This is a genomic window from Halomonas sp. AOP27-A1-41 (assembly GCF_052378605.1).
GTDB classification, from domain to species: Bacteria; Pseudomonadota; Gammaproteobacteria; order Pseudomonadales; family Halomonadaceae; genus Vreelandella; species Vreelandella citrativorans.
Genome location: NZ_JBQSXT010000003.1, coordinates 22,172 through 41,979, shown reverse-complemented (window position 1 = coordinate 41,979; position 19,808 = coordinate 22,172). Strand labels below are relative to the sequence as shown.

20 protein-coding genes are annotated in these 19,808 nt (G+C 58.0%); 6 read left to right on the top strand and 14 right to left on the bottom strand.

The annotated features are described in order from the left end of the window. Genes bioA through bioB form a run of 6 tightly spaced genes read right to left on the bottom strand, consistent with a single transcriptional unit; the run spans nucleotide 1 to nucleotide 5,658 of the window. Nucleotides 1-1,290 carry an adenosylmethionine--8-amino-7-oxononanoate transaminase gene (gene bioA, locus ACT3TC_RS03385; RefSeq protein WP_444639113.1) on the bottom strand — a complete coding sequence of 430 codons (1,290 nt, stop codon included), beginning with the start codon at nucleotides 1,288-1,290 and terminating at the stop codon, nucleotides 1-3. After that, nucleotides 1,287-1,976 (bottom strand): dethiobiotin synthase, encoded by a 690-nt coding sequence (gene bioD, locus ACT3TC_RS03380; RefSeq protein ID WP_172118592.1) that lies wholly within the window; start codon nucleotides 1,974-1,976, stop codon nucleotides 1,287-1,289. The genes bioA and bioD overlap by 4 nt, the downstream gene beginning before the upstream one ends. Then, on the bottom strand, nucleotides 1,973-2,764 hold the full coding sequence (locus tag ACT3TC_RS03375; RefSeq protein ID WP_172118593.1) for a methyltransferase domain-containing protein: 792 nt from the start codon (nucleotides 2,762-2,764) through the stop codon (nucleotides 1,973-1,975). The genes bioD and ACT3TC_RS03375 overlap by 4 nt, the downstream gene beginning before the upstream one ends. Beyond that, nucleotides 2,761-3,477 carry an alpha/beta fold hydrolase gene (locus ACT3TC_RS03370; RefSeq protein ID WP_444639112.1) on the bottom strand — a complete coding sequence of 239 codons (717 nt, stop codon included), beginning with the start codon at nucleotides 3,475-3,477 and terminating at the stop codon, nucleotides 2,761-2,763. Before ACT3TC_RS03370 ends, ACT3TC_RS03375 begins: the two co-directional genes overlap by 4 nt. Then, on the bottom strand, nucleotides 3,474-4,619 hold the full coding sequence (gene bioF, locus ACT3TC_RS03365) for an 8-amino-7-oxononanoate synthase (protein ID WP_444639111.1): 1,146 nt from the start codon (nucleotides 4,617-4,619) through the stop codon (nucleotides 3,474-3,476). Before bioF ends, ACT3TC_RS03370 begins: the two co-directional genes overlap by 4 nt. Continuing rightward, nucleotides 4,606-5,658: a biotin synthase BioB gene (bioB, locus tag ACT3TC_RS03360; protein WP_444639110.1), complete on the bottom strand. Its 1,053-nt coding sequence runs from the start codon at nucleotides 5,656-5,658 to the stop codon at nucleotides 4,606-4,608. Before bioB ends, bioF begins: the two co-directional genes overlap by 14 nt. 170 nt (nucleotides 5,659-5,828) lie before the next feature. Here bioB and ACT3TC_RS03355 point away from each other — a divergent pair, with 170 nt between their 5' ends. Then, on the top strand, nucleotides 5,829-6,587 hold the full coding sequence (locus ACT3TC_RS03355; RefSeq protein ID WP_444639109.1) for a tRNA-uridine aminocarboxypropyltransferase: 759 nt from the start codon (nucleotides 5,829-5,831) through the stop codon (nucleotides 6,585-6,587). Here the strand turns inward: ACT3TC_RS03355 and ACT3TC_RS03350 are convergent. The 8 genes from ACT3TC_RS03350 to def form a co-directional block, all read right to left on the bottom strand. Beyond that, a complete protein-coding gene (locus ACT3TC_RS03350) occupies nucleotides 6,584-7,489 on the bottom strand; it encodes a DMT family transporter (protein ID WP_193055264.1) in 906 nt (301 codons plus the stop codon). The two genes, ACT3TC_RS03355 and ACT3TC_RS03350, sit on opposite strands and share 4 nt — an antisense overlap. Continuing rightward, nucleotides 7,486-8,739 (bottom strand): TraB/GumN family protein, encoded by a 1,254-nt coding sequence (locus tag ACT3TC_RS03345; protein ID WP_444639108.1) that lies wholly within the window; start codon nucleotides 8,737-8,739, stop codon nucleotides 7,486-7,488. Before ACT3TC_RS03345 ends, ACT3TC_RS03350 begins: the two co-directional genes overlap by 4 nt. A gap of 39 nt (nucleotides 8,740-8,778) precedes the next feature. Further along, nucleotides 8,779-10,227: a TrkH family potassium uptake protein gene (locus tag ACT3TC_RS03340; protein ID WP_172118599.1), complete on the bottom strand. Its 1,449-nt coding sequence runs from the start codon at nucleotides 10,225-10,227 to the stop codon at nucleotides 8,779-8,781. Between the two features lie 15 nt (nucleotides 10,228-10,242). After that, nucleotides 10,243-11,616 (bottom strand): Trk system potassium transporter TrkA, encoded by a 1,374-nt coding sequence (gene trkA / locus ACT3TC_RS03335; RefSeq protein ID WP_172118600.1) that lies wholly within the window; start codon nucleotides 11,614-11,616, stop codon nucleotides 10,243-10,245. 122 nt (nucleotides 11,617-11,738) lie between these two features. Beyond that, entirely contained in the window at nucleotides 11,739-11,945 is a 207-nt protein-coding gene (locus ACT3TC_RS03330) for a dodecin (RefSeq protein WP_172118637.1), read from the bottom strand. 50 nt (nucleotides 11,946-11,995) lie between these two features. After that, nucleotides 11,996-13,345: a 16S rRNA (cytosine(967)-C(5))-methyltransferase RsmB gene (gene rsmB / locus ACT3TC_RS03325; RefSeq protein WP_444639107.1), complete on the bottom strand. Its 1,350-nt coding sequence runs from the start codon at nucleotides 13,343-13,345 to the stop codon at nucleotides 11,996-11,998. Then, complete coding sequence (fmt, locus tag ACT3TC_RS03320) at nucleotides 13,342-14,328, bottom strand: methionyl-tRNA formyltransferase (RefSeq protein WP_444639106.1); 987 nt, start codon at nucleotides 14,326-14,328, stop codon at nucleotides 13,342-13,344. Before fmt ends, rsmB begins: the two co-directional genes overlap by 4 nt. Nucleotides 14,329-14,518: 190 nt before the next feature. Beyond that, nucleotides 14,519-15,034 carry a peptide deformylase gene (def, locus tag ACT3TC_RS03315; protein WP_172118603.1) on the bottom strand — a complete coding sequence of 172 codons (516 nt, stop codon included), beginning with the start codon at nucleotides 15,032-15,034 and terminating at the stop codon, nucleotides 14,519-14,521. 129 nt (nucleotides 15,035-15,163) lie between these two features. On the opposite strand from def, the gene ACT3TC_RS03310 reads away from it, so the two are divergent. The 5 genes from ACT3TC_RS03310 (at nucleotide 15,164) to aroE (ending at nucleotide 19,788) form a co-directional block, all read left to right on the top strand. Further along, nucleotides 15,164-16,144: a peptidoglycan-binding protein gene (locus tag ACT3TC_RS03310; protein ID WP_444639105.1), complete on the top strand. Its 981-nt coding sequence runs from the start codon at nucleotides 15,164-15,166 to the stop codon at nucleotides 16,142-16,144. A 39-nt stretch (nucleotides 16,145-16,183) separates the two neighbouring features. Then, complete coding sequence (dprA, locus tag ACT3TC_RS03305) at nucleotides 16,184-17,299, top strand: DNA-processing protein DprA (RefSeq protein ID WP_444639103.1); 1,116 nt, start codon at nucleotides 16,184-16,186, stop codon at nucleotides 17,297-17,299. 51 nt (nucleotides 17,300-17,350) lie between these two features. Further along, the gene (locus ACT3TC_RS03300) at nucleotides 17,351-17,908 is read left to right on the top strand and encodes an L-threonylcarbamoyladenylate synthase (RefSeq protein WP_172118606.1); all 558 of its coding nucleotides are present in this window, start codon (nucleotides 17,351-17,353) and stop codon (nucleotides 17,906-17,908) included. An 88-nt stretch (nucleotides 17,909-17,996) separates the two neighbouring features. Beyond that, nucleotides 17,997-18,920 (top strand): oxygen-dependent coproporphyrinogen oxidase, encoded by a 924-nt coding sequence (gene hemF / locus ACT3TC_RS03295; protein WP_444622306.1) that lies wholly within the window; start codon nucleotides 17,997-17,999, stop codon nucleotides 18,918-18,920. A 46-nt stretch (nucleotides 18,921-18,966) separates the two neighbouring features. After that, entirely contained in the window at nucleotides 18,967-19,788 is an 822-nt protein-coding gene (gene aroE / locus ACT3TC_RS03290) for a shikimate dehydrogenase (RefSeq protein WP_444639102.1), read from the top strand. The last annotated feature ends 20 nt before the right edge of the window (nucleotides 19,789-19,808 follow it).

Genomic DNA, 19,808 nt, shown 5'->3' with positions numbered 1-19,808 from the left:
TTAGCCTGACAAGCGGGGTGACGATTTCAGAAACCAGGCCTTCATGACATCGGTAATGTGGGTTAGCTGCTGCTCAGAGGTAATATAGGCGGGCATGGTATAGAGCCAGCGCCCAATCGGGCGCAGCCAAACACCCTGCTCGCGAGCAAATGTGGCAACGCCTGTTAACGCTGCTTCCGAGTGCGCTTCAATAACGGCCGTGGCACCCAGTACGCGTACATCGGCAACCTCTGGGTGCGCCATGAGCGCTTGATCCTCGAGTAAGGCGCGGCACAGTAACCGGTTTAAGAGCGCTATTTTTCCAGGATAGTTTTCCTCTTCAAATACCGCCAGACTTTCCAGCGCTACCCGGCACGCCAAGGGGTTGCCCATAAACGTTGGGCCGTGCATAAAAGCGTGGTGTGCGCTGTCACCGATAAAAGCGTCGTGAATGCGGTCGGTCGCAAGCGTGGCGGCGTGGCCCAAATAGCCGCCAGTTAGCCCTTTGGAAAGCACCATGATATCCGGGGTAACGTTGGCGTGATCGGCGGCAAATAATTTGCCGGTGCGGCCAAACCCCGTGGCAACCTCATCAAAGATCAGCACCACGTTAAATGCGTCACACAGGGCCCGGGCGCCGCGCAAATAATTCGGGGAGGTCATGTTCAGCCCACCCGCAGCCTGCAGCAGCGGCTCCATCAGCAGCGCAGCAATGTCCTGATGGTGACGCTCAAGCACCTCGCCTAGCGCATCTAAATCGGCGGCGACCTGCGCTTGCGTTGCGTTAAAAGGAGCGGTTGGCGCAGGCGCAAAATGGTGCTGGGGCAGCAGGCTTGAAAACAAGCTGTGCATGCCTTCTTCTGGGTCGCACACGGCCATGCAGCCTGTGGTATCTCCGTGATAGGCCTTCATTAGCGAGAGCATTTTGCGCTTTTTCGGTTGCCCGGTAAGCACGTGGTACTGCAGCGCCATTTTCATCGCCACCTCCATGCCTACCGAGCCGCTGTCAGAGTAGAAGACGTGATTAAGCCCGTCGGGCGTGACGCGCACCAGCTCACGCGCCAACTGGTCGGCGGGGTCATGGGTGAGCCCGCCGAGCATCACATGGCAGAGTGTTTCCGCCTGCTCGCGAATAGCCGCCACCAGGCGCGGATGGCCGTAACCGTGAATCATGCACCACCAGGAGCAGGTAGCATCCAGCAGGCGCTCGCCGCTTTCCAACTCAAAATAGGCGCCGCTACCGCCGACCACCCTGGGGGCGGGCGGTTGGGTTTTAAGGTGTGCGTAGGGGTGCCAGACTGGCGAGTTCATAATGCCTCCAACGAGAGATAGCGGTGGGCGGTGGCCGCATCGGGCGTTGTCAAATGCGGCACAATGCCCAGGCAGGGCGCTGCCAGCCTGGCGTTAAGGTGGGCCATGTTGGCCGTGAAACGGGTAGTATCCGCCGCAAAGGCGGGGTCAATCACGCTGCCTGCCCAGCCTGCAAGCGTCAGACCGTCGGCGCGAATGGCATCGGCCGCTAAGCGGGCATGGTTCAGGCAGCCGAGCTTTAAACCAACCACCAGGATCACCGGCAGCCTCAGCGCGATGGCGATGTCGGCAAAATCCTCCTGTTCGTTGATCGGCACGCGCCAGCCGCCCGCACCCTCAATCAGAGCGAACGCCCTCGGCATCTGGCCAAGGGTGTCGCGCAGGCAGTGGGCAACCTCAGACACGCTTAGCATCTGGCCTGCCTCCTGTGCGGCCAGGTGAGGTGCTATCGCAGGCTCAAAGGCCATTGGGTTAACCGTGGCGTAGTCAACCGGCGGTTCACACTGCTGCTGCAGTGCCAGCGCATCGCCATTGCGCAGCCCTTTCGTCGTTAGTGAACTGCCAGAGGCGATGGGTTTAAGCCCTAAGGTGCTCAACTGCTGGCATCGGGCGGCATAAAGAAGCGCGCTTCCGACCAGCGTTTTTCCCGCATCGGTGTCGGTGCCGGTAACAAAAAAGCGCTTCATCGGGGTTTCTCCAGCTGCAGGTTCAGGCAGTGATAGCTGATCGGAAGCCCTTGGCGCTTACGAAGCTGCTCAAAGCGCGTGGCAGCCGCTGCCAGGTCCGCCCGGGTGAGCATGGCGTTGGGCCTGGCCACTTGTGCGCCAACCCCCTTGATGGAAGCCATAACGGCCTTGATGTCAGGATAAAAGAAGGTTTCCACGCGGGTCGCTTGGTGAGTGCAGCGCAGGCCGCTTTTGTGAATAGCACCGTTAACCAGGCGGTAGGAGGGCGTCGTTAACAGCGCGCTTGAGCGCTGCCAGGCGAAAGCCACTTCGGCCAACGTGCCGGGTAATAGCGTACTGATGTACGCCAGGCCGCCTGGCGCCAGCACTCGATACAGCGACTGCATAACGGCCAGAGTGTCGCGACACCACTGAATGGCCAGGTTGGAAAACACCAGGTCGAATAGGTAGCAAGGGATGGGCAACGACTCGGCACTGCCTGGCTGCCAGGCAATGTGGTCGCCGTGGCGCGAGCGAGCGTGCTCCAGCATGCCCGGCGCAATGTCCAGCCCCGTGACGTGTCCATGGGGGTAGCGTTCGGCTAGTCGCTGCGACCAATAGCCAGTACCGCAGCCCAGGTCGAGTATATGGCTAGCCTCAGATGGCAAGTCGTTCCATAGCGTTTCACCGATATGGCGTTGGGCGCTGGCCAGTGCATCGTATTGCGGTGCTGCCCGGGAGAAAGCGTGCGCCACTCGGGCCTGCCAGTCGGCGCTGGGCCGCCGTAACTGAGGGGGGATCGAACTCATGCCATTTCCCTGGCAGATAGCGCAGTGGCTTGAGCGGCGAGCAGTGACGCCAAACGCGCTGGTTGCGAGAGCATTGGGCAGTGGCCGCCGCGTTCAAGTGTTAGCGTCCGCTGGCACTCAATAGCGCTGATCAGCGGGTCATGCTCGCCCACGAGATGAACCACTGGGCATGGCGATGTGTTTAGGCGTCGACGATTATCCAGTGTGGCCAGCCAGTGAAGGCCTGCAGAAAGCGTGGTGCGGTCTGCCGGGGGCGTACTGCCAAGCAGGGCACGCAGCTGTGCGTGAACCTGATACGGAGCGGGCTCTCCTTGAGCCTGCCAGCGCAGAAAGTGACGCCACGCGGCATCGCCACGGTGGGCAAAGATGGCTTGGAAGTCGGCAAGCGCTGCTGACGTCGCGCTATCCGGCGTGCAGAACCTGGCACCTGCTCCCAGCAGTAGTAGCCCCTGGGGCGCAGGAAGATAATCAAGCAGCGCCGTCGCCAGCAGGCCGCCCAGCGACCATCCGACCCAAACCGCATCGTTGGGCAGACGGCTTGCCATGGCCGTGGCAAGCTCACTCAGGGAAGCGTTGGCAGGCAGTGCAGGAACCTCGCCGTAACCAGGCCAATCAACGGCGGCGACCTCGATGTTGGCGGGCCAGCAAGGGTGCAGCGGCCGCCAGATGCGCCGGTCAATTCCCCAGCCTGAAAGCAGTACCAGGCGCGTCATAATGCCTCCAAGTGGCAGGCCGCCAGCGTTTCGAGAAGCCGGTCGATATCACTACGCGAATGGCGAGCGCTGAGCGTAATGCGCAGGCGAGACTCATCCCTGGGCACGGTGGGTGGACGAATAGCGCCAACGTCAATTCCCGCTTGATACAGCTTTTCGGCCCACAGCAGCACGCGCGACTCGCCTCCCAGATACAGCGGTTGAATGGGCGTGCGCGATTCACCCAGCGGCAGGTTCAGCCGTAGAGCCTCTTCACGAAAGTAGTCTATATGACGCGCAAGGCGCAGGCGGTGCTCGGGCTCGCGCTGGACAATCGCAAGCGCTTCCAGCGTCGCGGCGCTAACGCCGGGCGGTTGTGCGGTGGTATAGATATAGCTGCTGGCGAACTGGGTCAGATGGTCGATCAACTGTGCATCGCCTGCAACAAACGCACCGGCCGTGCCCAGCGCTTTGCCCAGTGTACCGATCAGAATCGGCACCTGGTTACTTCCCCAGCGTGTGCCCACACAGCCGCTGCCGTTATTGCCTATAACGCCAAGACCGTGGGCATCATCAATCATTAGCCAGGCATCATGCTGTTGGCTTACCCGCACCAGCGCTTCAATATCGGCCACATCGCCATCCATGCTAAAGACACCGTCGCTCACTACCAGTTTGTGGGTACAGCGGCTGCGCGCCAGCAGGCGGCTCAAGTCGTCACTATCGTTATGGTGGTAGCGCCGCGAGCGGGCGCCGCTCAGCGCACTTCCATCCAGCAGTGAGGCGTGATTGAGCCGGTCGTGAAAAATGGCCGTGTGGGTATCGGCAAGCGCCTGTAGCACGCCCAGGTTTGCCATATAGCCGGTGGAGAACAGTACGGCTCGCTCGCGGCCTGTCCAGGCTGCCAGGGCGTCTTCCAGGTCATCGTGAATCGCGTGGTGGCCGTTCACCAGATGCGATGCGCCAGCCCCGGCGCCAAATCGGCGAGCGCCTTCGGCTTGGGCAGCCTGAACGCGAGGGTCGGTTGCCAGGCCAAGATAGTCATTGTCTGCGAAGTTCACCAGGTGTGGCTGTCGGGTACGCCGAGTGCGCCACTGCTGGGCGTGCTGACGAACCGCTCGCGCATTGGCCAGACGTTGATGCCACGCCTCAGACACTGGCATCCACCGCAAGCTCAGCGACGCGCTGGTTAAGCTGCTGCTGAGCCAAGCGCTCACTTTGCGCGGCCTCGCTTTCACAGGTTTCGCGCGTTTCTGGATGCAGGCCTAGCTTGGCAAACAGGGCCCTGTCTCGCGTGGCCTGGGGGTTGCTGGTCGTTAGCAGCTTGTCGCCGTAGAAGATGGAGTTGGCACCGGCCAGAAACGCCAGCGCTTGGGTGGATTCGCTCATCTGCTCGCGCCCGGCGGAAAGCCGTACATGGCTTTGGGGCATCATGATGCGCGCGACGGCAATGGCGCGGATAAACTCCAGCGGGTCGAGATCTTCCACGTTCTCGAGTGGTGTGCCGGGCACTTTGACCAGCATGTTAATCGGCACCGATTCCGGGTGCGGGCTGAGTTTGGCCAGTTGTTGCAGCAGGGCGCTTCTATCCTGAGCACCTTCCCCCATGCCCAAAATGCCGCCAGAGCAGACCTTCATGCCCGCCTCACGAACAGTCGTCAGGGTTTCCAAGCGGTCACTGTAGGTGCGCGTGGTGATGATTTCGCCGTAGTAGTCGGGGGACGTGTCCAGGTTGTGGTTGTAGTAATCAAGTCCGGCGGTTGCCAAACGGGTAGCCTGTTGGTCGTTGACCATGCCCAACGTCATGCAGGTTTCAAGCCCCAGCGCCTTTACCTGGCGGACCATCTCTTCGACAACGAGCAGGTCCTTGTCCCGGGGGCTGCGCCAGGCTGCGCCCATGCAGAAACGGCTGGCGCCAGCTTGCTTAGCGGCCTGGGCCTGTTCCACCACCTTTTCGATTTCCAACAACTTCTCTTTTTCAAGCTGTGTGGTGTAGTGGCCCGATTGCGGGCAGTACTTACAGTCTTCGGGGCAGGCGCCGGTTTTAATCGACAGCAAGGTTGATACCTGGACCGCGTTAGGGTCGAAATGCGCTCGGTGTACCTGCTGAGCCTGGAACAGCAAATCGTTAAACGGCAGGGCAAACAGGGCGTTGATTTCTTCAAGCGTCCAGTCATTGCGTGGGGCAGCGGTCGCGATCATTGGTAAACCATTTTTATATAAAAAAGTTGACGAGACTCTAGCGACGAAACGTTTGTTATGTCAACTATGAAAATTTAAAAGGTTTACGGTGGTGATGGATTCGTCAACGATCAAGCACTGCTTTATACTCTGCGCCCTTTTTCATCCTGTTGACGACCTTTGGAGCGCGGATGCCTGCCTCAACTGAATGTGATTCTGTCACTGGTCATCCTCGCCCACCGCGTCGAGAGTTCAAGGCGCGGGGCAGTTTTGTCATACGCTGTGAGGGCTGTAATTTGCCCGCGCTAAACTGCCTTTGCCCGTACCAGGTGAAGGCCGAAAGCCACGCCCAGGTATGGCTGCTGACGCATCCGTTGGAGCACTATAAGCCGACCAATACGGGTCGGTTGATAGGGGATGTGCTGGCGCAAACGCAGGTATTTACCTGGTATCGGACGGCGCCGGATGCGCAGTTAACCGAGCTTTTGGCAGACCCGCGCTACGTGCCCTTTGTCATCTTCCCGGATGACCAGCCCGATTATGCAGACCGGGTGGTGGGAATGGACGCCGTACACAGCGCCAAACAGGAATCACGTATTCCTGTGTTTATCATTCTGGATGGTACATGGCGGCAGGCACGGCGCATGTTTCGCAAGAGTGCGTACCTGGATGCGTTGCCGGTATTGCCGTTACATACCGAACGCGAAACCCGCTACCGGCTGCGTAAGCCCGCCTCGAAAGCGCATTTATGTACGGCAGAGGTGGCCATTGAGCTGTTGCGCCAAGGGGGCGACAACAACGCGGCGGCCGTGCTGGATGACTACTTCGATGTGTTTAACGATAGCTACGCCGCCAGCCGGTTCTACAAGAAAATTGCAGAACCCACTGAGGCAATGACGCGCCTGTTAGCACGCAAGGAAGGGTTTGAAGAGAGGGAAGAGAGTCGCTAGCGGGCAGCGCCGGGTAGCCAACGCAGGAGTATCTTGCGCACCCAGTACCAGCGGTTAATCAGCAGGGCGGTAAAAATTAGCCCGCAGCCGAGTAGCTGTAGCGGCGCCATGACTTCGCCAAACCACCAGGCGGCAAATAATGCGGTCCATACCGCTTCCAGCATCAATACCACCGAGGCGTGGCTTGGCGTGGTCATTCCCTGGGCAGTAATTTGCAGGAAAAACCGCAGGGCGCTTGCCAATAGAACACTGGCCATAAACCAGCCCAGAATAGACGTGTTAAGCGCCACGGGCTGGCGCTCAAACATAAAGGACACCAGGGTTAATACGGTGCCCACGGATAACAGCTGAAGTGTGGTGAGCGGTAGGGCGGCTACGTTTCGCACGACGCGGGTATTAATATTGATGAGTAACGCAAAGCAGAGTGCTGCGCAGACCATCAAAAGCTGGCTGGTTTCTACCTTGAAACCAGCATTAAGGGAGAGCAACGCGAAGCCCAGCAGGGCAACGGGCAGGGCGATCCAGGTGGTGCGTGGTGGTCTGTCGCCAAACAGCAGCTTGGCAACGATAGGCACCAGTAATATTCCCAAGCTATTGATAAACGCACTTTCGCCCAGGTGATTTGACGTCGCAAGCCCCATGATCCAGAAGCCAATGGCGCCGCTAAACAGAAAACCTACAAAAATACCGCGCCGAATACGCCGTGCTGGCATGGCGCTTAAGGCGGGCCAGGCAAAGCCCAGCAGGATGAGCCCAGCCAGTAAAAAGCGAGTGCCGATAAACAGCATCGGCGGCATACCGGCAAGCGCTTCCTTGGAGAAAATCCATCCGGCTGCCGCCAGTATGGTTACCAGCAGTAGCAAGGCATCCGCCTGCCAGGGCGAACGCTTAAGCGTACTCACGCCGCGCCGCTACCAAACAAGGCACCTGCAATTCGAAAGCCTGCGACCCAAGTGCCCACGGCTGAGCCGAGCGTGGCGAGGATAAACACCAACAGCGTGCGCGACACCCGGTTTTTCCACCACCCTTTGAGGTGGGTGACATCCTGACGTAGCGAAGCGAAGTCGCGCACCTTGGGTTTGCGCATGTAAAGCTCCACCCCGGCGGCGACAAAACCGGCCCCAATCGTTGGGTTAAGCGAGGTAAGCGGTGCGGCAAAGAAAGTGGTAATAACGGTGACCGGGTGAGCAAGCGCAATAAGGGTCGCCCCGCCGGACAGAATCCCGTTGATCAAGAACCACTCCAGCACCAACTGCCAACCCAAATCGGTATTGCGTGAGAAGCCAATGGCAAAGCCGGTAATGACCAGCGCGGTAATCAGCCAAGGCAAGGCTTTCCAGAGTTTGGAGGGCGGCGGTGAAGCTTCCAGCGCTTCGCGTTCTACCGTTGGGTTCTCGGGTAATGGTGCTTCCAGGTGCTCAGCGGTGCCTTTCAGGTGGCCAGCACCCAGCACCACTAACACGTTCTTGAAGCGCCCAGGCGGCGCCTGTTCGGCAAGGCGTAGCACCATGTAGCGGTCGCGCTCGCGAATCAGCGGGGTGTAAAGGGCTTCCGATTCAGCGGCAAACTCGCTAAACGTGGCTTCCAGCATATCGCCTTCTTTTAGCTTTTCGATCTCTTCCTTGGATACGTCCTGGCGCGATAGTACGCTGCCAATCAGGCCTGAAAAGAGTGAAAAGCGTTGCCACCAGGGCACGTTGCGGTAGATGCGCTTAAGCGTTATCCCGACATCGCGGTCAACCAGTAAAAGCGGCAGGTTACGGTTACGGCACTCTTCAAGCGCGGCGCGCATCTCGGCACCTGGCTCAATGCCGGACTGCTCAGCGATACGCTGTTGAAAAGCGCCCAGTGCCAGGCTTGCCGCGACCATACCCGCTTTGCCCTGCTTGAATACCTGAAAAAGGTCCTGCTCACCCATGGCATCCGGGTTCGTCATGCTGTGATGGCGGGCGTCGCACAGCTCAATTGCTACGGCGTCATAAAGCCCGCTGTCAGCCAGCATTTTTACATCGTCAGCACTTTGTGCCGACACGTGCGCCGTACCCAGCAAAGTGTAGGTAGTGCCGCCCACGGTAACCGTTTTCAGCGGCCCGCTAGTGGCGGGTAGTGCGTCAGACGCCGTGGCTAGCGGGGTGGTGTCGTCTTGGGTCATTAGGTGTCTCAACTCAAATAGTAAACGGCATCATCCGAATTAGCGCCGCCAAAAAGCGGGCGTAAATAACACTAACACGGTAAAAATTTCCAGGCGGCCTAGCAGCATGGCAAGCACCAGTATCCATTTGGCAAGATCAGGTAGCTCGCCGTAGTTGCCGCTGGCTTCTCCGAGTGCCGGGCCAAGGTTATTAAGCGCTGATCCCACGGTCGACCAGGCGGTGACCTGGTCCACGCCGGTTGCCATAACGCCCATCAGCATTAAAAAGAACAGCATGACGTAGGCGGAGAAGAACCCCCAAACGGCCTGGGCGATGCTGTCGGGTACACTCACTTTGCCGACTTTAACCGCGATAACCGCATTGGGATGGATCAAACGCATAACCTCGCGCATGCCCTGCTTGAGGATCAGGATAATCCGGATGACCTTCATTCCCCCTGCTGTTGAACCGGAGCAGCCGCCCACAAAAGCGGCAATAAACAGTAAAAAAGGGATAGCGCCAGGCCAGGCCGAGAAGTCGGCGACGGAAAAGCCTGCTGTGGTCGCGACGGACACCACCTCGAAAAGCGCGTAGCGCAAGCCGCTTAGCGTATCGTAGGTGTGTGTCAGCCACAGGGTAATCGCGGTAATCGTGACAAGTCCTGCCAGAAACAGCATTAAAAAGCGTGCTTCCGGGTCTTGGAAGTAGTGCAGCAAGCGCTTTTCACGCCAGGCGATAAAGTGCAGGCTAAAACTGAACGCGGAAATGAGTATAAAAGCCGCGCAAATCAGCTCAATCGCTGCGCTGTTGAAGTAACCGATGCTGGCATCATGAGTAGAAAAACCGCCAATCGCCACGGTAGAGAAACTGTGCCCTATGGCATCAAACCAATCCATGCCGGCCAGCATATAGGCCACCATGCAGGCCATGGTGAGAGTGGCGTAGATGTACCAAAGCGCTTTGGCCGTTTCGGTGATTCGTGGCGTTAGTTTGGAGTCTTTCAGAGGTCCTGGAATTTCGGTGCGGTAAAGCGCCATGCCGCCGACCCCAAGCGTAGGCAGAATCGCGACGGCCAGCACCACAATCCCCATCCCGCCAAGCCACTGCAACTGTTGGCGATAGTAGAGAATCGATTTGGGCAAAAAGTCGATCCCCGTAATCACCGTGGCGCCTGTCGTGGTCAGGCCTGAAAATGATTCAAACACCGCATCGGTAATGCTCAGCGACGTATCGCCAAACAGCATCAGCGGTAGCGAACCAAACAGCGCCAGAACCGTCCAGAACATCGCCGCGATTAAAAAACCATCACGGATGCGTAGCTCTTTGTGGGCACGGCGGTTGGGTAGGTACAAGGTTAAGCCGGTGATCGCCGTAATGGCGATACCGATCATAAATGCGTACCAGACCCCATCGCGAAACCACAGGGAAATCAAAATGGGGGGGAGCATCGTCAGGCTGAACAGCATCAGCAGCAGCCCTAAAATGCGTAAAATGACCCGCAGACTCATGGTAGGTGCATGCTCCTAAAAGAACGTCAAACCGACCTGGAACATACGCTCGACATCGCGGATGCGGCGCTTATCGATCACAAACAGAATCACGTGATCGCCGCTCTCCACCGTGACATCCCCATGAGCGATAATGACGTCCTTGCCGCGCACAATCGCTCCGATCGTGGTGCCTTCGGGCAGGCCGATCTCGCGAACGGTACGACCGACAACTTTCGAAGAGTGTTTGTCGCCATGAGCAATGGCTTCAATGGCTTCTGCCGCTCCACGGCGTAGTGAATGCACATTGACGATATCGCCTCGGCGTACGTGGGTTAACAGGCTGCCAATGGTGGCCTGCTGGGGCGAAATTGCGATATCGATCTCGCCACCTTGAACGAGGTCTACGTAAGCGGCGTTGTTGATCAGCGTAAGCACCTTCTTGGCCCCCAGCCGTTTGGCCAGCAGAGACGACATGATATTGACTTCGTCGTCGTTGGTCAGCGCGCAGAAAATATCGCAGTCTTCAATGTTCTCTTCTTCCAGAAGCCGCTTGCTGGTCGCGCTGCCGTGAAGCACGACGGTGCGGTCAAGCCGTTCGGAGAGCGTGGTACAGCGCTCAAGGCTATGCTCGATAATCTTGACCTGATGGCTGTGTTCCAGATGTTCGGCCAAGCGTTCGCCAATGTTGCCGCCGCCCGCAATGACGACGCGGCGAAAGCCTCGTTCGATTCGCCGAAGCTCGCTCATGACCGCGCGAATGTCTCTCCTGGCAGCAAGGAAAAACACCTCATCGTCGGCTTCAATGACCGTGTCGCCGCGGGGAATGAGGGGCCGGTTACGCCGATAAATAGCCGCGACGCGAGTATCCACGTTCGGCATATGACTGCGCAAAAAGGCCAAGTCCTGACCCACCAGTGGCCCGCCATACACCGCTTTGACCGCCACTAGCTGCACCAGGCCATCCGCAAAGTCCAACACCTGCAATGCACCGGGGTGTTCAATCAAGCGGCGGACATGGTCGGTGACCACCTGTTCGGGGCTGATCAACACATCAATGGGGATCGCTTCGTGGGCAAAAAGCCCCTTGCGAGTCAGGTAGGGCGTGGCGCGCACCCGGGCTATTTTGGTAGGCGTGCGGAACAGCGTATGCGCGACCTGACAGGCGATCATGTTGACTTCGTCGCTGTTGGTCACCGCAATCAACATGTCAGCATCTTCGCAGCCAGCCTGCCGCAGAACGATAGGGTAGGAACCCGCGCCGGTGACGGTACGAATATCGAGCTTGGTGTGCAGCTCGCGCAGCTTATTGGCGTCGGTATCGACAACGGTGATGTCATTTTCCTCGCGGGCGAGGTGCTCCGCCAGGGTGCCGCCGACCTGGCCGGCGCCGAGAATGATGATTTTCATTACTGAGCATCGGTTCCATTGAAAGCGCCAGCGCAATAGGTAGCGTTGTATATCTAACGTAATGCGCTGCAATAAAGACGGCGGCCAGTGTAAACCAGCCGCCGTCGAAATGCAGGTAAGGATTATTCCAGCGTGAAACCGACTTTAACGGTGACCTGCCAGTGGGCCACGCGGCCGTCTTCAATATGGCCACGTGTATCGGTCACTTCTAGCCAGCGCATGTGCTGGATAGACTCGGACGCCTTGGCGATTGCATTCTGCACGGCTTCCTCGATGCCTTTCTCGGAAGAGCCGGTGATTTCTATGTGCTTGTAGGTGTGGTGAGTCATGGTATCTCCATCCTTAGTCATGAGTTCACTGCCTTGGCACCAGAACGCGCCTAGGCAGACTGCTTCTCAAGCCTGGCATAAAAAAAGCCGTCATGACGTCCTTGCTCTGGAAATAGCTGGCGGCCCTGACCGCTTTGGATGCCCCAGGCCACATCGCTGGGCGTGGTCACTTTGGCATCAGGTGTGCGTGCCAGAAAGGCCTCGATCTGTTGGGCATTCTCCTCAGGCAGTACCGAGCAGGTGGCGTATAACAGCGTGCCGCCTTCGCGTAGCATGGGCCATAAATTGTCCAGTAGCTGCTGCTGTAGCTTGGCCAGCTTGCGGATGTCCTCTTTGCGTCGCAGTGTTTTGATATCCGGATGGCGCCGTATAACGCCGGTGCCCGAGCAAGGAGCGTCAAGCAGAATAGCCTCAAACGGTGTGCCGTTCCACCAGTCGCGCTGAGTGGCATCCACATTCTGAAGCGTGGCGGATAGCCCCAATCGCTCTAGCGTGCTTTCTACTCGCGAAAGGCGTTGGTTATCGCTATCCAGGGCGGTCAGCGCAATATCAAACTGTTCAAGCAAGTGAGCCGTTTTGCCGCCAGGCGCGCTACAGGCATCCAATACCTGCGCACCGGGGCGAGGTGCCAGGGCTGGGCCAAGTAGCGCAGCACACAGCTGGGCTGCCTCATCCTGTACGCTAACGTGGCCCTCGGAAAATCCGGGTAGCAGGGTGACATCGCAGGGCGTGTTAAGGGTAATGCCATCTGGCGAGTGGGAGCAGAGTTCACCGCTTAAGCCTTGTTCGGTCAGCCGTTCTATATAGGCTTCGCGGTCATTGTGATGCTGATTGACGCGCAGCGTCATGGGGCCAGGCTGATTATTTGCCTCAACAATTGCCCGCCACTGCTCCGGCCAGGCGTTGCGTAGTGCCTCCAGCAGCCAGCGGGGGTGGGCCAGCGCAATACTCTCATCCTTATCAACGGCGGCCTGGAGTTCTTCAGACTCGCGCTGTAGGCGGCGCAGGCAGCCATTCAGTACGCGGGTCGCCCACTCTTTACCCAACAAGCGCGCGGCACCGGCGGTTTCGCCGACGGCCGCGTGGGCGGGAATACGCATATACAGCAACTGATAAATACCCAGCAGCAGCAGCGCGTGAATATCACTGTCACGCTTTTTAAAGGGCTGCTTTAGCAGGCTGTTAGCCAGCGCTTCCAAACGTGGAAGCTGGCGACAGGTGCCAAAGCAGAGCTCTTTTAAAAGGCCCCGGTCACGGGCAACGACGCTGTTCTCATCCAACGCGGCCAGTGAGCCTTGCTGAGAAATAACCGGCGCTAACGCACGGGCGGCGGCGGCGCGCACGTCCTGGCCGCTATTGCCTGATGCGCGTTTACCGTGTTGTGAGCGTTGCTGGCTCATAAAGCGTCTCCTTGCTGGGATTCAGGCTGACCAAGGCGGTTACCGGGCGTCAATCGGGCATGGCGGGCATTGAGTAAGTCGCGCACAGCCATGGCCTTGCCGCCAGGAAGTTGGGCGCTGCTGATACATAAAACCTCGCGGCCTTCCGGGCCACAGGCAATACGCAGATGGTCTTCACCGTTTTCAAGCAGCGTGCCGGGCGGCGTTGCGCCCTGTTCACCGGTTGCAACGCTTGCCATGAGTAAGCGTAAGCGGTCATCACCCATCTGACACCACGCCACCGGCCAGGGGTTAAAGGCGCGGATTTTACGCGCAAGGCGTTCAGCAGGCTGAGTGAAGTCCAGCTCGGCCTCTGCTTTGCTGAGCTTGGTGGCGTAGGTAACGCCTTCTTCCGGCTGGGGTGTCGCACTGGCGTTACCGTTGGCCAGTTTATCCAGCGCGCTGGTGAGCGCAGTGGCGCCTTGAAGCGCCAGGCGGTCATGCAGGTCGCCACCGGTGGTTTGCTCGGTGATCGGGGTGCGTACTTCGTGCAGCATGGCGCCGGTATCAAGCCCTGCATCCATTTGCATGATGGTAACGCCCGAGGCGTTATCACCGGCTTCAATCGCGCGCTGAATCGGGGCGGCACCGCGCCAGCGGGGTAGCAGTGAGGCGTGGACATTAATGCACCCCAGGCGCGGTGTGTCCAATACTGCCTGGGGCAGCAATAAACCGTACGCCACGACCACCATAATATCGGCGTTTAAAGCGGCAAGCTCCGCTTGAGCGGCCGGGTCTTTTAGCGTTTGTGGCTGGTAGACCGGAAGCGCATGCTCAAGAGCAAGCTTTTTAACGGGGCTTGGCGTGAGTTTGCGACCACGACCTGCCGGGCGGTCGGGTTGGGTATAAACCGCCACTACCTTATGTTTGCTAGCCAGTAGGGCCGCAAGGCTTGAGGCAGCGAAATCAGGCGTGCCAGCAAAAACAACGCGCAACTGTGACATGACAACAGGTACCTGGTAACAGGAGAAATGAGAAAGCCTGGGGCAACAATAAAGGCCGAGAAGCAGGGTATACAACGGCTGTTGTACCGTTGTATGGAGTACCAGGCTTCTCGGCCTTAAGCGTTATAAATACGCTCACTTACAAAACTTCTACAAAAACCGAAGTAAACTGTGCTAAAACGGATGGCTGTTAAGCGTCGTCTTTCATCAGCTTATGACGTTTCTGCATTTTTTTCATGATGCGGTCGCGCTTTAGCGGCGAAAGATAATCAACAAACAGTACACCTTCAAGGTGGTCGTACTCGTGTTGAATGCAGTGCGCCAGCAGGCCGTCGGCCTCAAGCTCATACGCCTCGCCGTTACGGTCAAGCGCGTTGAGTTTTACCGTAAGGTAGCGCGGCACTTCCGCGTAGTGCTCGGGAATCGACAAGCAGCCTTCAGAAAGCGGCTCTTGGTCTTCGCCGACCGGCGTATAGCGAGGGTTGATCAGCACCAGCGGCTGCGAGTTATCTTCGCTTACGTCCATGACGACGATACGACGATGGACATCAATTTGGGTGGCTGCAAGGCCAATGCCACGCGCGTCGTACATGGTCTCTAACATATCGTCGACAAGCTGGCGGACCTCGTCGTCAACGGTTTCCACCGGTACCGCCTTGGTGCGCAGGCGCTCATCGGGGAATTCGAGAATAGGAAGTTTGGCCATGGGGATTACCGTCATCGTTAAGCTAAATCTTGGATAATCAGGCCGGATAGCGGCGGCCTGGTACTTTGCTAATCGCCACTATATCACGCTGGCAGCGCTCCTGGGCATCAGCACATGCGGTGAAGCGCCATGAAAATGATCGAAACATCCTTCACGGAGTACGGGATAGTGCTAGCCAACTTTATGCGCCGCGCGGCAAGACAAAACGCGCTTTGTGACGTGCTCAAGAGGGTAGTAAGCCTGCTGTCTGGGTTGTTAATAAGTCTTCACGCCGTTGGCGCTGAAACGCTGCCGGTGGTGACGCTTTCTCCCCAAATACGCACCTTGCCAATGCCCGATGGAGCGCTAGACGCGAGGGTAAGTGAGCTCGGCACACTCTCGCTTGAAAGCCTTAACGCCTTTTGGCGTGAACACCGAGTAATAGAAGCCGGAGCGCGCCAGCCTGAGATGGCCTATGTGTTGGCTGGCGAGCACCAGCGATTGATCAACGGTGCAGGTGACCGGATTTACGCCCGTGGCGCTATGCCGAGCCACGCACTGGAAAGCGTACCGAGCAGCGTAACGAATAGAGCAACGACGGGCCTTGCCACCTTCGGTATTTATCGTCAGACACAGACCTATACCGCTGACGACGGCGCGGTGTTGGGGCAGGCGTTAAGTCACATCGGCGAAGCTCGCCTTGTACGCAGTGAGGAGGATATTGCCCTGCTGGAAGTGCTTAGCGCTCATCAAGAGGTGCGTAGTAATGATCTTATTCTTGCCCTGGAACCCGATGCGCCTCGAACGGCGCTTCAACCCCGCCTGCCGAGCAGTGCAATAAACGGTCGTATTCTCGCCGTGCCCGGCGGCGTACGTTTTATAGGTGCCTTGCACATCATTGCTTTGGATGTAGGCACGCAAGACGGTCTGGAGCCAGGGCATCTGCTTCAAGTGAACTCGCCGAGCGAAACTGTTTTCGACGCGCGTCGCCAGGTAGTAACGCCGTTGCCACCGAGCCCCGCGGGCTGGGCAATGGTAGTGAAGCCTTACCAGCAGGTGAGTTATGCGCTGGTGATGCAAGCGTCCAGCATGCTGGAAGTGGGTGATCGTGTGGTGACTCCGGATTTATAACGCAATGGGGATATTCAGCATGCACGTTGAGGAGCGTCGATGAATACCAGTGAGTGGTTAGTGGTCAACGCCTTGCCGGGCATGGGCGCACTGCGCATTACCCAGATGGTGGCACGCCAGCCGCGCTGGCCGGAAGGCTGGCTGGCGACACTGCCCGCTAACGCCGCCAGTGCCTTACGGCTGTGGCTTGAGCACCCTGAGCGCAGCCCGCTTCAGCGATGCGTAGACGATGCGCGGGCATGGCAGCAGAGCGGACCAGCGCGACATATTCTACATCGTCACCACCCGGCCTGGCCTGAGCTGCTCAACGAGTTACCGGACCCGCCCACCATTCTTTGGGCTCAAGGGGATTTACAGGCGCTTGAAGGGCCAAGGATTGCCATGGTGGGAACCCGCAAACCCACCTCGGAAGGTAATGTCAATGCCCAGGGCTTTGCGCGGGAACTGGCTCGCCGAGGCTGGTGCGTGGTCAGCGGTATGGCGCTGGGCATTGATGGCATCGCTCAGCGCGCCGCGCTGAGTGCCGGTGGAAGCAGTATTGCGGTGTTAGGCTGTGGCGTGGACGTTATTTACCCGGCTCGACATCGCGACCTGCATGAGCAACTGAGCTGCGCGCCTGGCGGGTTATTGTTGTCAGAGCATCCGCCGGGCACCAAGGCGCGCCCCGCGTTCTTCCCGCGCCGCAACCGGATTGTGACCGGGCTTTCATTGGGGACGTTAGTGATCGAAGCCACCGAGAAAAGCGGCTCATTGGTGAGTGCTCGCTTGGCCCTGGAGCAGAACAAGGAGCTTTTTGCCCTGCCTGGGTCTTTGCACAATGTTCAGGCTCAAGGCTGCCTGCACTTGTTGCGGAATGGCGCAACGCTGGTGCGCCATGTCGACGATATGCTTGAAGAGTTGCAGCAGTGGGCGGGTAGCTTTTTACCCGTGTCAGTGAAGGCTTCGTCTCCCTCTTCAGGATCAATGGTGCCACCAGGCGAACCACTGCCTGATGAGCTGCTTAACGTTTTATCGGCAACGCCGGTGCCGCTTGATTCACTGGTTCAGCATACCGGGGAGTCTGTCAGCAGCTGCCAGCAGCGGTTATTGATGCTGGAGCTTGATGGATGGGTCGCTCAGCAGGTGGGTGGTTGGGTACGCTTACCCAGGCCATGATAGGATGTGGGCATTCTCTTATCGCTAATTGCTTGTAGAGCAGGAGAGTCAATGAAACCGGCTGTCGACCTCGAAGTTGCCATTCATGCGCTGCATGCTGGCGGTGTTATTGCGTGCCCCACCGAAGCCGTGTGGGGGCTTAGCTGTGACCCTGATAATGACGAAGCGCTTACCCGGTTAATGCGCATGAAAGAGCGCGATCCTTCCAAAGGCATTATTTTGGTGGCGGCCAGTATCCAGCAGTTTCAGCCCTGGCTAAACCAATTGCCGCTTGAACTGCATGCTCCCCTTGCGGCCAGTTGGCCTGGCCCTAACACCTGGCTGGTGCCGGATAACGGTCGCAGCCATGCGCTGGTTCGCGGTGCTCATCAACGCGTGGCCTTACGCGTGACCGACCACCCCTTAATGAAAGCGTTATGCGAAGCGTTTGGCGGGCCACTGGTGTCGACATCGGCCAATCGTGCGGGTGAGGCGCCTGCCATGAGTGATGAAGAAGTCGCCACTATTTTTGGGCAGGAGGTCGCCGCGATAGTAGCGGGCGAGCTGGGTGGGAATCCACGACCCAGCACCATCCGTGATTTAGCCAGTGGCCAGGTAATGCGCGCTTAAATAGATAAGTAAACGGCTTAAGTACCAAGTGCTTAAACGCGCTATGGTGAAGATTACTGTGTAGTAAGAATTTTGAACGGGAGTCATCGTGGCGCACGAGCATTTAGACGACGTTAAGCAGTACCTGCTCGGCCTTCAAGACCGGCTTTGTGAGGGGCTGGCCGCGGCTGACGGTAAAGCTGCGTTTAAGGAGGACAGCTGGCAGCGTGAGGAGGGTGGTGGCGGACGCTCACGCGTGATTGAGCAGGGCGGTGTCTTTGAAAAAGGCGGCGTCAACTTTTCCCATGTTTATGGTGCTCAACTACCGCCCTCGGCAACGGCAGCCCGGCCGGAGCTTGCCGGTCGCAGCTTTCATGCGGTTGGAGTTTCCTGGGTGCTGCATCCTGAAAACCCGCATGTCCCTACCAGCCACGGCAATGTACGCTTTTTTATTGCTGAGAAAGAGGGCGAAACGCCCGTCTGGTGGTTTGGTGGAGGCTTTGACTTAACGCCCTATTACCCGGTGCTTGAGGACGTGGTGCACTGGCACCAAGTGGCCAAAGCCGCCTGCGACCCTTTTGGCGATGATGTTTATGACCGCTATAAAGCGTGGTGCGATGAGTACTTTTATTTAAAGCACCGCGATGAGACCCGTGGGGTGGGCGGGCTGTTTTTCGATGATTTGAATGCTGGCAGTTTCGAGGAGTGTTTCGCCTTTCAACGCGCCGTGGGCGATAGCTTTTTAGAGGCTTACGTGCCCATTGTTAAGCGCCGCCAACAGGATGATTGGGGCGAGCGTGAGCGAGCGTTTCAGCTTTACCGTCGCGGCCGCTATGTAGAATTTAACCTCGTATGGGACCGAGGAACGCTGTTTGGCTTACAAAGCGGCGGGCGCACCGAGTCAATTTTAATGTCGATGCCACCACTGGCGCGTTGGGAGTATGCCTATACGCCTGCCCCTGGGAGTGCTGAAGCCACGCTAAATGATTACCTGGTGCCAAGAGACTGGCTCAACGTGTCGGATAGGGCTTAAACATCGTGATCCACAGAAATATAAAACAGCGTACAGGAACGAGTTGATGAGTGACCTTTACTGCGTATTGGGTAATCCCATTGAGCACTCAAAATCACCCCTCATTCATAACGAATTTGCCCTGCAAACACAGCAAAAAATTGAATACACAGCACAATTGGCGCCGTTGGATAGCTTTACCGATGCCTGGCGAACGTTTGTTGATAACGGCGGGCGAGGGGCCAACGTTACCGTACCCTTTAAGGAGGAGGCGTTTGCGCTCTGCGATACCCTGAGCAGGCGTGCCCAGCGGGCTGGCGCGGTGAATACGCTGATAGTCGGAGGTAATGGCCTTACTTACGGCGATAATACCGATGGCGTTGGCTTGTTACGCGACCTTGCATATAACCGTGTAGCGCTTGCCGATAAGCGCATCCTGGTGGTGGGCGCTGGTGGGGCCGTGCGGGGAATTTTAGAGCCGTTACTCGCAGAAAAGCCTGGCGAGGTGGTGGTCGTTAACCGAACGGCTGAAAAAGCTCAACAGTTGGCCGACGATTTTGCTGATTTGGGCGAGATCCACGGTGGAGGGTTTAAGGCAGCTAAAGGCCCTTTTAGTGTCGTGATCAACGGAACCAGTGCCAGTCTGACAGGCGATTTACCTCCTCTGCCGGGTCATCTGTTTGCAAACGATGCCTGGGCCTACGACATGATGTATGGCGCTACGCAAACGGTCTTCTTGAAGTGGGCAGGAACGCATGGTGCCCAGCGCTTGGATGGCCTGGGAATGCTGGTAGAGCAGGCCGCCGAAGCATTTTATCTATGGCGAAATGTACGCCCCGAGACGACTCAGGTACGCCAGATGCTGCGCAGAATGCTCAACGCGGGTTAGCCGCTTGCATGTATTCATCA